Raw genomic sequence first — 15,046 nt, 5'->3', positions numbered from 1 at the left:
CACACTGAGGACAGGATGAACAATTTCCAGAAAGATATTGATGACAGGACAAACCTAACCCTGTCTAACCGTTTTGAACTGCTGCTGTTTCGCCTCGGCAAATCTGTTGAGGAGCAGAAATCAGAGCTGTTTGGCATCAACGTATTCAAGCTACGTGAAATCGTGCCGATGCCGACCTTTACGCGTCCGGCGGGTATGAAGGCCCCGTTACTGGGTATGGTTAATATTCGCGATCAGGTGATCCCGGTGATTGACCTGCCCGCCGTTGCGGGCTGTAAGCCAGAGACCGGACTCAACATCCTGTTGATCACAGAATATGCCCGCAGCGTCCAGGCGTTTGCTGTGGAGTCAGTGGAAAACATTATGCGCCTGGACTGGCAACAGGTGCATACCGCCGAGAAAGCCGTTAATGGTCGCTATATCACCAGTATCGCTTGCCTGGACGACAACAAAGAGACTAACAACCTGGCGCTGGTGCTCGACGTTGAGCAGATCCTGTACGACATCGTACCGGCGAACCACGACCTGCGCGCAACCGATCTTAAAACCAATAAATTCAACATCACGCCGGGTGCGGTGGCGATTGTGGCTGATGATTCCAAAGTGGCCCGCGCCATGCTGGAAAAAGGGCTTAACGCCATGGAGATCCCGCATCTGATGAATGTAACAGGTCAGGATGCGTGGGAAAAAATACAGCAGCTTTCCGCAGAAGCGCAGGCGGAGGGCAAGCCAATCAGTGAGAAGATCGCCCTGGTGCTCACCGATCTCGAAATGCCGGAGATGGACGGTTTTACGCTTACCCGTAAGATAAAAACCGACGAACGTCTGAAGAAAATCCCGGTCGTTATCCACTCTTCGCTTTCCGGTAGCGCGAACGAAGATCACGTTCGCCGAGTAAAAGCGGATGGCTACGTGGCCAAATTCGAAGTCAATGAGCTTTCTTCAGTGATCCAGGAAGTGATGGATCGCACAGCGAAAGGCATCAGCGGTCCGCTGGTGAGCCGTCAGCTATTAAACTGACCGTATTTCACGCATAAAAAAACCCGCCAAGGCGGGTTTTTTCGTTTCTGCATTTCGTTTACATCAGCGGAGTCGCTAACTGCACAATGCTGATCAGCGGTTGTGGGTAAATACCCAGCACCAGAACCAGCAGGGCAGAAATCAGCACTACGATACCGCCCGCGCTGTACTGCCAGTTAGACGGCGCATCACGGTTCAGCTGTTGCGGTGCGCTCAGGTACAGGCTCACGGCAACACGCAGGTAGTAGTACAAACCAATCGCGGAACCGACCACCACAGCGGCAACCAGCCACCACAGGTTAGCCTGCACACCGACGGCCAGTACGTAGAACTTACCGATAAAGCCCAGCGTCATCGGGATACCTGCCAGAGACAGCATCATCACCGTCATCACTGCCGCGAGGATCGGACGATGCCAGAACAGACCACGGTAGGAGAACAGAGAGTCCGCATCCGGGCCGCGGTACGGGCTGGACATCAGGCTGACCACACCGAACGCGCCGAGGCTGCTGAACAGGTAACCGGCCAGGTAAACGCCAACCGCTTCCATCGACATCTCGCCGCTCTGCAGAGCAATCAGCGCCACCAGCAGGTAACCGAGGTGAGAGATAGAAGAGTAACCGAGCAGACGTTTAATGTTGGTCTGGCTCAGCGCCATCAGGTTACCGAAGATGATGGAAGCAAGGGCAATTACGCCCAGTACGATACGTACCGCTTCGCTATCCCCTACCGGGGCGTACAGGAACAGACGCATCACCACGCCGAAGATAGCGATTTTGCTCGCCGTCGCCAGGAAGGTGGAAACCGGAGCAGGAGCACCCTGGTATACGTCTGGGGTCCACAGGTGGAACGGAACCAGCGAGAGTTTAAAGCCGAGGCCAACAATCATCAGACCGAAGCCAGCCAGCAGCAGCGGTTCGTGCAGCATGCCGTCGCCGAGGCTCTTACCGAGTGCAACAAACGACAGATTTCCAGACTGCGCGTACACCAGCGCCATACCGAACAGCAGGAAGGAAGACGCTGCGGCAGACAGAATGGTGTATTTGATACTGGCTTCCAGCGAACGTTTCTGACGGAACGCATAGCCAACCAGACCAAACAGCGGCAGAGAGATCAGCTCAATACCAAGGAACAGCGCCGCCAGATGGTTAGCGTTAGCCAGCAGAATACCGCCAAGTGCGGCAATCAGCACCAACAGGTAGAACTCTTCCCGGTTGTCATCGTAGCCTTCCAGCCACGGGTAAGCGAAGGTACAGGTGGCAAGACTCGCCAGTAGCACCAGCCCGGTGTAGAGCATGGCGAAACCGTCAACCCGCATCAGTGGGGTGACGTCCATGGCGCCCGCCTGGCCAACAAACCAGAGCGAAACCAGCGCGGCGTTAAGCCCAATGACCGACAGCGTGGCATTGAGGAAGTGATTGCGTCGCCACGCAATGGAGAGCATCACAACCACCACCGTCAAGCCGACGATCAGCAGCGGTAGCAGCGCAATCAGGTGTTGTGGAGTTATTGTCATGGCGATTTACGGCCTTGTAGTAGTAACGGAATTAACAAACCACTGCTGGATGTTGCTCATCGCAGAATGCGAGGTATCCAGAATCGGCTGCGGATAGAAGCCAAGCAGTACCAGAAGCACGACCAGCAACAGGATGATAAACAGCTCACGCAGCGACATCCCTGGCAGTTCAACACTGGCAATCTGGCTCTTCGCTTTACCGAAGTAAGCGCGATGCAGCATCGCCAGCGAGTAAACAGAGGCAAACACCAGACCAAAAGTCGAGATCACGGTAATGACCGGAACCACCTGGTAGCTGCCGAACAGAATCATAAATTCGCCAACGAAGTTACCTGTACCCGGCATACCCAGCGTACACACTGCGAAGAACATCGACAGCGCAGGCAACCATTTCATTTTGCCCCACAGGCCGCCCATCATACGCATATCACGCGTGTGCAGACGTTCGTACAGCTGACCACACAGAATGAACAGACCGGCTGCGGACAGACCGTGCGCAATCATCTGGATAACAGCGCCCTGGTACGCCAGCTGGCTGCCGGTGTAGATAGCAATCAGTACGAAGCCCATGTGCGATACGGAGGTGTAAGCGATCAGACGTTTGATATCGTACTGATTAAAGGCCATCCACGCGCCATAGAAGATACCGATAACGCCCAGCCACATTGCGATAGGTGCAAACTCCGCCGACGCGTTCGGGAACAGCGGCAGAGAGAAGCGCAGCAGACCGTAAGCCGCGGTTTTCAGCAAGATCCCCGCCAGGTCAACGGAACCTGCCGTCGGCGCCTGGGAGTGCGCATCCGGCAACCAGCCGTGCAGCGGAACCACCGGCATTTTCACCGCGAAGGCGATGAAGAAGCCCAGCATCAGCAGATATTCCACACCGTGGGACATCGGGGTATTCAGCAGCTCTTCATAGTTGAAGGTCCACACACCGGTCGCTTTATAGTGCACAAACACCAGCGCCAGGATGGCAATCAACATCACCAGACCACTCGCCTGGGTATAAATGAAGAACTTGGTCGCCGCCGTGATACGCGTTTTACCGTCAGAGGCTTTATGCCCCCACAACGCGATCAGGAAGTACATCGGCACCAGCATCATTTCCCAGAAGAAGAAGAACAGGAACATGTCGATGGCAAGGAACACGCCGATCACGCCGCCTAAGATCCACATCAGGTTCAGATGGAAGAAGCCCTGGTATTTTTCGATTTCATTCCAGGAGCAAAGTACCGCCAGAACACCGAGCAGACCGGTCAGCACTACCATCAGCAGCGACAGACCGTCGATAGCCAGATGAATAGAGATGCCAAAACGTGGGATCCACGGCAGGACAAATTCAGACTGCCACTGCGGAATGCCAGCGGATTGCGTCAGTGAATAGCCGCCCTGCAACCACAGTTGCAGGCCAAGCGCCAGCGTCAATCCCATGGTAATCAGCGCGATCCAGCGCGGCACCTTCACGCCAAAGCGTTCGGTCTGCCAGCACAGGAAGCCACCGATAAAGGGAATTAATATCAACCAGGGTAATAACATAGCTAAGTATGTCCCTTATATTTACTCCTGCTCAGGCTATCTCACTCGTCAGCCCAAATCCCGGCAGTGCTCGCAATCCTCACGTACTTCAGTACGCTCCGGTTGCTCTGCGCTGGCGGTCTCCGGTCTGACTTCGCCGATGACGCCTGTACATCAGGAACAGATTTTCAACGAATTCTAAAAATTATTTTTGGGTTTGTAGGCCGGATAAGCGCAGCGCCATCCGGCAATCGTTCATCCAGCCAACAAACTCAACGCAGTACCATCAACAGTGCCAGCACAACGACGGCGCCGATGCTCATTGATGCAACATACCAGCGCAGATAACCGTTCTCGCTCAACAGCAGGCCTTTACCTGCAAAGCGGGAAAGGATCGCCGGAATGTTCATCATTGAGTTGAGCGGATCGCGTTTCAGCAACCAGGCAACACCCAGGAACGGCTTAACGAACACTTTGTCGTACAGCCAGTCGAAGCCCCAGGCGTTATACCACCAGGTACCCAGCAGGCGGCCCGGCGCACTGTTCGCAATCGACGTCACCAGCGTGCGTTTACCCAGCCACAGCCATGCTGCGATCAGGATGCCCGCAATCGCTACGATACCGGAGGTAATTTCCAGCGTCATGACGCGACCATGCTCAAGCTCTGTCGTCGCAGGCAGTACACCATGCAGCGGCGGCACAATCAGCGCGCCAACGAAGGTGGACAGGATCATCAGCACAATCAGCGGCAGATGATGGGTAATCCCCTTCCCTGCGTGAGCGTGAATTTGTTCTTTACCGTGGAACACGATGAAAATCATACGGAAGGTGTACAGAGAGGTCATGAATGCACCGACCAGACCTGCAACCATCAGATTAATATGACCATTCGCCATTGCACCGGCCAGAATCTCATCCTTACTGAAGAAGCCAGCGGTAATCAGCGGCAGAGCCGACAACGCCGCACCACCGATCAGGAAGCAGAGATACACCAGCGGAATTGACTTACGCAGCCCGCCCATCTTGAAGATGTTCTGTTCGTGGTGGCAAGCCAGGATAACCGAGCCGGATGCCAGGAACAGCAGCGCTTTAAAGAAGGCGTGCGTCATCAGGTGGAAAATCGCCGCGTCCCACGCCTGTACGCCGAGAGCCAGGAACATATAACCAATCTGGCTCATGGTGGAGTACGCAAGAACGCGTTTGATGTCGGTCTGTACCAGCGCAGCAAAACCCGCCAGCACCAGAGTGATAGCACCGATAATCCCCACCAGGTGCAGGATTTCAGGCGTCATCAGGAACAGGCCGTGCGTACGAGCTATCAGGTAGACACCAGCGGTAACCATCGTCGCGGCGTGGATCAACGCGGAGACAGGCGTCGGGCCGGCCATCGCATCAGCAAGCCAGGTCTGCAACGGCAGCTGTGCAGATTTACCGACCGCACCGCCCAGCAGCATCAGGGTTGCCCACATCAGCATGTTGTTACCGTCTGCAAAGTGCGCAGGCGCCAGTTCCACCATTTCGCGGAAGTTCAGCGTGCCCAGCTCGTTGTAGAGGATGAACAGCGCGAACGCCAGGAATACGTCACCAACGCGGGTTACCACGAAGGCTTTCATTGCCGCAGCGCCATTCTTCGGATCGGTGTAGTAGAAACCAATCAGAAGATAGGAGCACAGGCCCACGCCTTCCCAGCCGAGGTACATCAGCAGCAGGTTATCCGCCAGTACCAGAACCACCATGCTGGCGATAAACAGGTTGGTGTAGGCGAAGAAACGAGAATAGCCCTCTTCTCCGCGCATATACCAGGAAGCGAACATGTGGATCAGGAAACCAACGCCGGTCACCACGGAGAGCATGGTCAGCGACAGGCCGTCCAGCACCAGGTTAAAACCGATGTTGAAGTCACCGACTGACATCCACGTCCACAGCGGCTGGCTGTAAGCCTGCTGACCATTGGCAAAGAAATCAACGCCAACAAACGCAGTCACCAGCGCGGCCAGGCCGATCGAACCGACACCCACGGTAGCGGACAGATTTTCTGACCAACGACCACGAGAAAACGCCAGTAATACAAAGCCAATAAATGGCAGAATAATGGTTAAGGCAAGCATGTTCATCCACGCATCTCACTTACTGAATCGATGTTCAGGTTCTGGCGACGGCGATGAAGTTGCAGCAACAGCGCAAGCCCAATGCTCGCTTCGGCAGCCGCAAGGCTGATGGCGAGAATATACATCACCTGACCATCGGTCTGGCCCCAGTAGCTTCCGGCGACCACAAAGGCCAGCGCGGAGGCGTTAATCATGATTTCCAGCCCAATCAGCATAAACAGCAGATTGCGGCGGATAACCAGACCGGTTAAGCCCAGCACGAATAAGATCGCAGCGAGGATCAGTCCATGTTGTAAGGGGATCATGCGTGCTCCTCCGTTTTTCTTTTCGCGCGGTCGTCGGTGCGATTGCTCAGCACTTCACCAGAACGCTCTTCGCGCCCCACATGGAAGGCCACAACCAGACCCGCCAGCAGCAGCATCGAAGCCAGTTCAACCGCCAGTACATACGGTCCGAACAGGGAAATACCGACTGCTTTCGCGCTAATTGGCGTGCCGTCGATGCCCTGATCGTTAACGCCCAGAATGGCGTAAACAATAACCACCAGCATAATGGCCGACAGAATCGCCGGACCAATCCACACCTGCGGTTTCAGCCACTGACGTTCCTGTTCAATTTCAGAACCACCAAGGTTGAGCATCATCACCACGAACACGAACAGCACCATGATGGCGCCCGCGTAGACGATAATTTCCAGCGCACCAGCGAAGTAAGCGCCTAACGAGAAGAACACCCCAGAAATCGCCAGCAGCGAAATAATCAGGTACAGCAACGCGTGTACCGGATTGGTGTGGGTGATCACCCGCAAGGTTGCGAGAATGGCTATCAGGCCACAGATATAAAAAGCGAACTCCATTGCCCCTCTCCTTACGGTAACAGGCTCTTGACGTCGATAGGCTTAGCTTCGTTCTCTGCTTCGCCCTTATCTTTGCCGTCGATTGCCATACCTGCCATCCGGTAGAAGTTATATTCCGGGTATTTGCCCGGACCGGAGATCAGCAGATCCTCTTTCTCGTAAACCAGGTCCTGGCGCTTGTACTCACCCAGCTCGAAATCTGGAGTCAGCTGAATAGCCGTAGTCGGACAGGCTTCTTCGCACAGGCCGCAGAAAATGCAGCGTGAGAAGTTAATGCGGAAAAACTCCGGATACCAGCGACCGTCTTTGGTCTCTGCTTTTTGCAGAGAGATACAGCCTACCGGACACGCTACCGCACACAGGTTACAGGCAACGCAGCGCTCTTCACCGTCTGGATCACGAGTCAGAACGATACGACCACGAAAACGGGGCGGTAGATAGACCGGCTCTTCCGGATACATCTGCGTTTCGCGTTTCGCGAACGCATGCAGGCCGATCATCCAGATACTACGTACCTGGGTGCCGAAACCTACGAACAATTCTTTTAAGGTCATGGTCTTTGTGTCCCTTATTGCGCCTGCCAGAGAATGACAGCCGCCGTTACCAGCAAGTTGACGAGCGTCAGCGGCAGACAGACTTTCCAGCCGAAGGACATTACCTGGTCATAACGAGGACGCGGTAACGACGCACGAATCAAAATGAACATCATCATGAAGAACGCGGTTTTCAGCGCGAACCAGACGAATGGCGGTAAGAACGGGCCATGCCAGCCACCGAAGAACAGGGTAACCATCAGTGCAGAAATGGTGACGATACCGATGTACTCACCCACGAAGAACAGACCGAATTTCATACCGGAATATTCAATGTGGTAACCGTCGGCCAGTTCTTGCTCGGCTTCTGGCTGGTCAAACGGGTGACGGTGGCACACCGCCACGCCCGCGATGGCAAAGGTGACAAAACCAAAGAACTGCGGAATAACGTTCCAGATATCAGCCTGGTTGTTGACGATGTCGGTCATGTTAAATGAACCGGCCTGCGCCACCACGCCCATCAGGGAAAGTCCGAGGAACACTTCATAGCTCAGCGTCTGCGCAGACGCACGCATCGCACCGAGCAAAGAGTATTTGTTGTTACTGGACCAGCCGGCGAACAGTACCGCGTATACCGCGAGGCCCGCCATCATCAGGAAGAACAGGATCCCGATGTTCAGGTCAGCAACCACCCAGTTCGGACTCACCGGCACGATGGCGAAAGCCAGCAGCAGCGAGGTGAAGGCGATCATCGGTGCCAGGGTAAAGATGACGCGATCCGAGAATTTCGGGATCCAGTCTTCTTTAAAGAACATCTTGATCATATCCGCAACCAGCTGGAGCGAACCGCCCCAGCCAACACGGTTCGGTCCGTAACGGTTCTGGAACAGACCCAGCAGACGACGTTCGCCAAAGCTCATGAATGCCCCGCAGGTGACCACCACCAGCAGGATCACGACCGCTTTGAGAATGCTCAGCAGGATCTCAATCAGATCGGGTGTAATCCAACTCATTGTTGTGCCTCCTGCAGATCCTCAAGACGCGCACCAGCCAAAACCGGCGCGATGCCAGGCATACCCATCGGCAAACCAACCTGCCCTGCCGTTAATCCTTCGGCTATTTCAACCGGCAATGTAACCGTGTTGCCATCGTAGCTGAAAGAAACGCGCGTACCGGCATTAACACCCAACTTCGCGGCATCAGCCGGGTTGAGTTTGATGTACGGCTGCGGCATACGGGTCTGGAAGACCGGCGCACGCTGGGACATTTCGTCACTGCCAAACAAATGGTAGTACGGCGCGATACGCCACTGACCATCCTGAGCCTGGAAGCTCGCCGGAACGGTAGTGAAGTAATCCAGACCATCCGCAGAAGCTTCGATCAGGCGCACACCCGGATCGCCATGACGCAGTTTACCGCCCACTTCATCCTGGAACTTGTTCCACGCCTGTGGGGAGTTCCAGCCTGGAGCCCAGGCAAACGGAATTTGTGAACGCGGCGCAGACGGTTGGTTGTTCCCTTCCATAGAGAAGGCGAACATGGTGTCTTTGTCCTGCGGCTGGCGCGGTTCGTGTACGCTGATGTTGGCGCGCATTGCGGTACGACCGCTGTAGCGGTGCGGTTCACGTGCCAGTTTCTGTCCACGGATACGGAAGGTTGCGTCCGGCGCGGCATCTTTGATACCCGCCAGTTGCGGCAGCTTCTCAACGACCGCGTCGATAACGTGGTCGAGCTGCGTCCAGTCCACTTCACGGCTCTGCACGGTGCTGTGCAGCGAATGCAGCCAGCGCCAGCTTTCCAGCATGATAGTGTTACTGTCGTAGTAGGACGGATCATAAACCTGGAAGAAACGCTGGGCGCGGCCTTCGTTGTTAATCACCGTACCATCGCTTTCGGCGAAGCTTGCGGCGGAAAGCACCAGATGAGCGTTTTCCATAATTGCCGTACGCTGATGGTCAATGACCAGTACCAGAGGTGCTTTCGCCAGCGCAGCGTTCACACGCGTTGCTGAAGCATGGCGATGCAGGTCATTCTCCAGCACCACAACGGCGTCAGCACGACCTGTTTCCAGCTCGGTCAGCGCATCGTCAAGGGAACCACCGCCAATCATACCCAGGCCCATGCTGTTAACAGAGCGAGCAATCATGGTGATGCCAACGTCTGCGCCACGGCCTTTCAGCGCCTTCGCCACGTTGGCAGCCGCCTGAATCACTTCGGCGCTACCAGCGTTGGTGCCGGAAATAATCAGTGGTTTCTTCGCCCCGGCCAGTGCCTGAACGATAACGTCAATTTTGTTCTGCAGGTCACGGTCGATACCGTCAACCGCCGGAGCGTTGTTATCCAGCGCATGAGCGATAGCGAAACCTAAACGCGCCTGATCTTCAACCGGTGCACGATAGGTCCATGCGGCGATGTCATCCAGACGGGTGTTATCGACGTTGGTAACGAACAGCGGGTGCTTAGCACGCTGGCCGATGTTAAGGATTGCTGCGATCTGCCAGTCAGCCACTTTCTGTGCCGCCGCCATTTCACGCGCTTTACCTTTCACCGCCTGACGCACTGCCAGCGCAACGCGTGCGCCGGTCTGGGTGACATCTTCGCCCAGCACCAGAACCGCATCATAAGATTCGATTTCGCGCAGTGCCGGAGTATGAATCCCGCCGTCACGCAGCACGCTCAGTGCCAGTTGCAGACGTTCCTGCTCGCCCTGGGCGATACCGGTATAGAAGTTTTCCGCACCCACCAGTTCACGCAGCGCGAAGTTACTTTCAACGCTGGCGCGCGGGGAGCCGATACCAATTACTTTCTTCGACTGACGCAGAATATCTGCCGCGCCCTGCATCGCCTGCTCGGCGTTCAGCGTGATCAGGTCATCGCCACGACGCTGTACCGGCTGACGTGGACGGTCTTTCAGGTTCACGTAACCATAGCCAAAACGACCACGGTCGCAGAGGAAGTAGTGGTTAACGGTACCGTTATAACGGTTTTCGATACGACGCAGTTCACCGTAGCGTTCACCCGGGCTGGTGTTACAGCCGATGGAACACTGCTGGCAGATGCTCGGCGCAAACTGCATGTCCCATTTACGGTTATAACGCTCGGAGTGCGTTTTATCAGTGAAGACGCCGGTCGGGCAAATTTCTACCAGGTTACCAGAGAACTCGCTTTCGAGCGTACCGTCTTCCGGGCGACCGAAGTAGACGTTGTCATGTGCGCCATAGACGCCCAGATCCGCGCCATCGGCGTAATCTTTGTAGTAACGTACGCAGCGATAGCAGGCGATGCAGCGGTTCATTTCGTGAGAGATGAACGGCCCCAGGTCCTGGTTACGGTGAGTACGCTTCGTGAAGCGGTAGCGACGGAAGCTGTGACCGGTCATGACGGTCATATCCTGCAGGTGGCAGTTGCCGCCCTCTTCACAGACCGGACAGTCGTGCGGGTGGTTAGTCATCAACCACTCCACGACGCTTTCGCGGAACTGTTTCGCTTCTTCGTCATCAATAGAAATAAAGGTGCCTTCGGTGGCCGGTGTCATACAAGACATCACCAGGCGACCACGCGTGTCTTCCGCGTTTTGATATTGCTTCACCGCACACTGGCGGCAAGCACCGACGCTTCCCAGCGCCGGGTGCCAGCAAAAGTACGGAATATCAAGGCCGAGAGACAGACAAGCTTCCAGCAGGTTGTCCGCTCCGTTGACCTCATATTCTTTGCCGTCTACATGAATCGTAGCCATAGTCAGCATGCTTCCAGTTGGCTCGGTCGTAACCGAGCGTTAATCGAATTTCTTATCGCGACACAGGGCTAACCCTGTAATCACCAGCGCTCTTTCAACAGGTTCGGCTGAATACCACCAATCTGATGGGTATTGCTGAAGGACTGCTTGATGCCAGCTTCGAATTCTTCGCGGAAATATTTAATGGCGCTCTGCAGCGGTTCCACTGCGCCCGGTGCGTGTGCACAGAAGGTTTTACCCGGGCCGAGGAAACGACACAGTTGCTCAAGTGTCTCGATATCCCCTGGCTGGCCTTCGCCACGCTCCAGCGCGCGCAGAATTTTCACACTCCACGGCAGACCGTCACGGCACGGCGTACACCAGCCGCAAGACTCGCGGGCAAAGAACTCTTCGAGGTTACGCACCAAAGGAACCATGCCAATCTCGTGATCGACAGCCATGGCCAGCGCGGTGCCCAGACGGCTACCTGCTTTACCAATGCTTTCGAATTCCATCGGCAGATCGAGGTGTGCTTCGGTCAGGAAGTCAGTCCCTGCGCCGCCAGGCTGCCAGGCTTTGAACTTCAGTCCATCGCGCATGCCACCCGCGTAATCTTCGAGGATCTCACGCGCGGTAGTACCGAAAGGCAGTTCCCACAGGCCAGGATTCTTCACGCGACCAGAGAAGCCCATCAGCTTGGTGCCCGCGTCTTTGCTCTTCGAAATGTTCTGGTACCACTCCACGCCGTTCGCGAGGATAGCCGGTACGTTACACAGGGTTTCGACGTTGTTTACGCAGGTCGGTTTGCCCCATGCGCCAGAGCTTGCCGGGAACGGCGGCTTGGAACGTGGGTTAGCACGGCGACCTTCGAGGGAGTTGATCAGCGCGGTTTCTTCACCGCAGATGTAACGCCCTGCCCCGGTGTGGACAAACAGTTCGAAGTCGAAACCGGTGCCCATGATGTTTTTGCCAAGCAGACCGGCTTCGGTCGCTTCGGCGATCGCGCGACGCAGATGCACGGCTGCTTCGATATATTCACCGCGCAGGAAGATGTAACCACGGTACGCTTTCAGCGCAAACGCGGAAATCAGCATGCCTTCCACCAGCAGGTGCGGCAGCTGTTCCATCAGCAGACGGTCTTTATAGGTGCCCGGCTCCATTTCATCGGCGTTACACAGCAGGTAACGGATGTTCATGGATTCGTCTTTCGGCATCAGGCTCCACTTCAGACCGGTGGAAAAGCCCGCGCCGCCGCGCCCTTTCAGGCCAGCGTCTTTTACCTGATTAACGATTTCGTCCGGTGACAGCCCGGTCAGGGCCTTACGCGCACCTTCGTAGCCGTTCTTGCTACGGTATTCGTCCAGCCAGACCGGCTGTTTGTCATCACGCAGACGCCAGGTCAGCGGATGGGTTTCGGGAGTACGGATAATGTCTTTCATTTATACCGCTCCAGTAGTTCGGGAATGCCTTCCGGGGTCAGGTGAGCGTGAGTATCCTCATCGATCATCATATTTGGCCCTTTATCGCAGTTCCCCAGGCAACAGGTCGGCAGCAGCGTAAAGCGACCATCAAAGGTCGTCTGCCCCGGCTTGATGTTGAGTTTTTTCTCAAGCGCGGCCTGAATCCCCTGGTAGCCGTTGATATGGCACACCACGCTGTCGCAATAGCGGATCACGTGGCGACCTACCGGCTGGCGGAAGATCTGGCTGTAGAACGTGGCAACACCTTCTACATCGCTTGCCGGAATACCCAGCACATCAGCGATCGCGTAGATCGCCCCATCCGGCACCCAGCCACGCTGTTTCTGAACGATTTTCAGCGCTTCAATGGACGCCGCACGCGGGTCTTCGTAGTGGTGCTTTTCGTGCTCAATCGCTTCACGCTCAGCCGCACTCAGCTCAAAAGCCTCGGTTTGTGGTTGTTGATTCTCGTGCATAATTAGCGGTCCACATCTGACATAACAAAATCGATACTACCCAGATGGACGATTAAGTCGGACACCAGGCTGCCACGTACCGCTACCGGGATCTGCTGCAGGTGCGCATAGCTCGGGGTGCGGATACGGGTACGGTAACTCATGGTGCTGCCATCGCTGGTCAGGTAGTAACTGTTGATACCCTTAGTCGCTTCCACCATCTGGAAGGACTCGTTCGCCGGCATAACCGGACCCCACGAAACCTGCAGGAAGTGGGTGATAAGGGTTTCGATATGTTGCAGCGTGCGCTCTTTCGGCGGCGGCGTCGTCAGCGGGTGATCCGCTTTGAACGGGCCTTCCGGCATGTTATTGAGGCACTGCTCAAGGATGCGCAGACTCTGGCGCAGCTCTTCAACTTTCAGCATCACGCGGGTATAGCAGTCGGACACGCCGCCGCCAACCGGGACTTCAAAGTCAAAGTTTTCGTAGCCAGAGTACGGACGCGCTTTACGCACGTCGAAATCAATACCGGTCGCGCGCAGCGCAGCACCGGTGCAACCCCAGTCCAGCGCTTCTTTCTTACCGTAAGCGGCAACGCCCTGCGAACGGCCTTTCAGAATGGTGTTACGCAGTGCGGCTTTCTCGTAAGAATCCAGACGTTTTGGCATCCAGTCGAGGAAGTCACGCAGCAGCTTGTCCCAACCGCGCGGCAGATCGTGTGCCACACCGCCGATACGGAACCAGGCCGGGTGCATACGGAAACCGGTGATCGCTTCCACCACGTCATAGATTTTCTGACGGTCGGTAAAGGCGAAGAATACCGGGGTCATCGCGCCGACGTCCTGAATGAACGTGGAGATGTACAGCAGGTGGCTGTTGATACGGAACAGTTCGGACAACATCACGCGAATCACGTTGACGCGATCCGGCGTGGTGATACCAGCCAGCTTCTCAACGGCCAGTACGTAAGGCATTTCGTTTACGCAGCCGCCGAGGTACTCAATACGGTCGGTGTACGGAATGTAGCTGTGCCAGGACTGACGTTCACCCATCTTTTCAGCGCCACGGTGGTGGTAGCCGATGTCAGGTACGCAGTCGACGATTTCTTCGCCATCAAGCTGCAGCACAATACGGAAAGCACCGTGAGAAGACGGGTGGTTAGGACCGAGGTTGAGGAACATGAAGTCCTCGTTTTCGGTGCTACGCTTCATACCCCAATCTTCAGGTTTGAAGGTCAGCGCTTCCATTTCCAGATCCTGTTTGGCTTTAGTCAGCTCAAACGGATCAAATTCGGTCGCACGCGCCGGGTAGTCTTTACGCAGCGGGTGACCTTCCCAGGTATGCGGCATCAGCAGACGCGTCAGGTGCGGGTGACCTTCGATATCGATGCCAAACATTTCCCAGGTTTCACGCTCGTACCAGTTGGCGTTCGGGAACAGTTTGGTGAAGGTCGGTACGCGCAGATCGTTTTCAGACAAAGCCACCTTGAGCATGATATCGCGATTGCGTTCGATGGAAATCAGGTGATAGAAAACGGAAAAATCCGCGGCAGGTAACCCTTCGCGGTGCGTACGCAGACGTTCGTCCATGCCGTGTAAGTCAAACAGCATGACGTAAGGTTTCGGCAGTCTCTTTAAGAAATCGCCAACTTCCAGTAATTGTTCACGCTTGACCCAAACAACGGGTACCCCGGTGCGAGTCGCCTGAACGGTAAAGGCATCCGGCCCAAAACGGTTGCGCAGTTCGCCAATGACCGGGTCATCAAGGTGATCCCGTGTTTGCCATACGGCGTCTTGCGCGGTTAAGTCGGTCATATTGTTCACCATTGCAAATGGTCCGTGGTGGTCGGCAGTGCTTCGCGCTATTTA

At 55.6% G+C, this 15,046-nt stretch carries 12 protein-coding genes; 1 reads left to right on the top strand and 11 read right to left on the bottom strand.

Annotated features, from left to right (window positions below):
* Positions 1 to 15: 15 nt before the first annotated feature.
* Positions 16 to 1,020, top strand: coding sequence for a chemotaxis protein (locus OGX89_RS10140; RefSeq protein WP_125112630.1), 1,005 nt, complete (start codon positions 16 to 18; stop codon positions 1,018 to 1,020).
* A gap of 58 nt (positions 1,021 to 1,078) precedes the next feature.
* Here the strand turns inward: OGX89_RS10140 and nuoN are convergent, their stop codons facing one another.
* From nuoN to nuoC, 11 genes are all read right to left on the bottom strand, one after another.
* Positions 1,079 to 2,536, bottom strand: coding sequence for an NADH-quinone oxidoreductase subunit NuoN (gene nuoN / locus OGX89_RS10135; RefSeq protein WP_125112631.1), 1,458 nt, complete (start codon positions 2,534 to 2,536; stop codon positions 1,079 to 1,081).
* Between the two features lie 6 nt (positions 2,537 to 2,542).
* Positions 2,543 to 4,072: an NADH-quinone oxidoreductase subunit M gene (gene nuoM / locus OGX89_RS10130; protein WP_003027692.1), complete on the bottom strand. Its 1,530-nt coding sequence runs from the start codon at positions 4,070 to 4,072 to the stop codon at positions 2,543 to 2,545.
* A 251-nt stretch (positions 4,073 to 4,323) separates the two neighbouring features.
* The gene (gene nuoL / locus OGX89_RS10125; protein ID WP_125112632.1) at positions 4,324 to 6,165 is read right to left on the bottom strand and encodes an NADH-quinone oxidoreductase subunit L; all 1,842 of its coding nucleotides are present in this window, start codon (positions 6,163 to 6,165) and stop codon (positions 4,324 to 4,326) included.
* Positions 6,162 to 6,464, bottom strand: coding sequence for an NADH-quinone oxidoreductase subunit NuoK (nuoK, locus tag OGX89_RS10120; protein WP_000612644.1), 303 nt, complete (start codon positions 6,462 to 6,464; stop codon positions 6,162 to 6,164). The genes nuoL and nuoK overlap by 4 nt, the downstream gene beginning before the upstream one ends.
* Positions 6,461 to 7,015: an NADH-quinone oxidoreductase subunit J gene (gene nuoJ, locus OGX89_RS10115; protein ID WP_003028059.1), complete on the bottom strand. Its 555-nt coding sequence runs from the start codon at positions 7,013 to 7,015 to the stop codon at positions 6,461 to 6,463. The genes nuoK and nuoJ overlap by 4 nt, the downstream gene beginning before the upstream one ends.
* Positions 7,016 to 7,026: 11 nt before the next feature.
* Positions 7,027 to 7,569, bottom strand: a complete 543-nt coding sequence (gene nuoI / locus OGX89_RS10110) for an NADH-quinone oxidoreductase subunit NuoI (protein ID WP_003028062.1) — start codon at positions 7,567 to 7,569, stop codon at positions 7,027 to 7,029.
* A 14-nt stretch (positions 7,570 to 7,583) separates the two neighbouring features.
* Positions 7,584 to 8,561 carry an NADH-quinone oxidoreductase subunit NuoH gene (gene nuoH, locus OGX89_RS10105; protein ID WP_003028063.1) on the bottom strand — a complete coding sequence of 326 codons (978 nt, stop codon included), beginning with the start codon at positions 8,559 to 8,561 and terminating at the stop codon, positions 7,584 to 7,586.
* The gene (gene nuoG, locus OGX89_RS10100; RefSeq protein ID WP_032934609.1) at positions 8,558 to 11,284 is read right to left on the bottom strand and encodes an NADH-quinone oxidoreductase subunit NuoG; all 2,727 of its coding nucleotides are present in this window, start codon (positions 11,282 to 11,284) and stop codon (positions 8,558 to 8,560) included. The genes nuoH and nuoG overlap by 4 nt, the downstream gene beginning before the upstream one ends.
* Before the next feature lie 80 nt (positions 11,285 to 11,364).
* The gene (gene nuoF, locus OGX89_RS10095; protein WP_003834753.1) at positions 11,365 to 12,702 is read right to left on the bottom strand and encodes an NADH-quinone oxidoreductase subunit NuoF; all 1,338 of its coding nucleotides are present in this window, start codon (positions 12,700 to 12,702) and stop codon (positions 11,365 to 11,367) included.
* On the bottom strand, positions 12,699 to 13,199 hold the full coding sequence (nuoE, locus tag OGX89_RS10090; RefSeq protein WP_003028069.1) for an NADH-quinone oxidoreductase subunit NuoE: 501 nt from the start codon (positions 13,197 to 13,199) through the stop codon (positions 12,699 to 12,701). The genes nuoF and nuoE overlap by 4 nt, the downstream gene beginning before the upstream one ends.
* 2 nt (positions 13,200 to 13,201) lie before the next feature.
* On the bottom strand, positions 13,202 to 15,004 hold the full coding sequence (gene nuoC, locus OGX89_RS10085; protein ID WP_003834757.1) for an NADH-quinone oxidoreductase subunit C/D: 1,803 nt from the start codon (positions 15,002 to 15,004) through the stop codon (positions 13,202 to 13,204).
* Positions 15,005 to 15,046 lie beyond the last annotated feature (42 nt).

Source organism: Citrobacter sp. Cpo103 (assembly GCF_030332605.1).
Taxonomy (GTDB): Bacteria; Pseudomonadota; Gammaproteobacteria; order Enterobacterales; family Enterobacteriaceae; genus Citrobacter; species Citrobacter portucalensis.
Note: the sequence above shows the minus strand (reverse complement) of the source record. Positions and strands in the feature narration are given on the sequence as shown.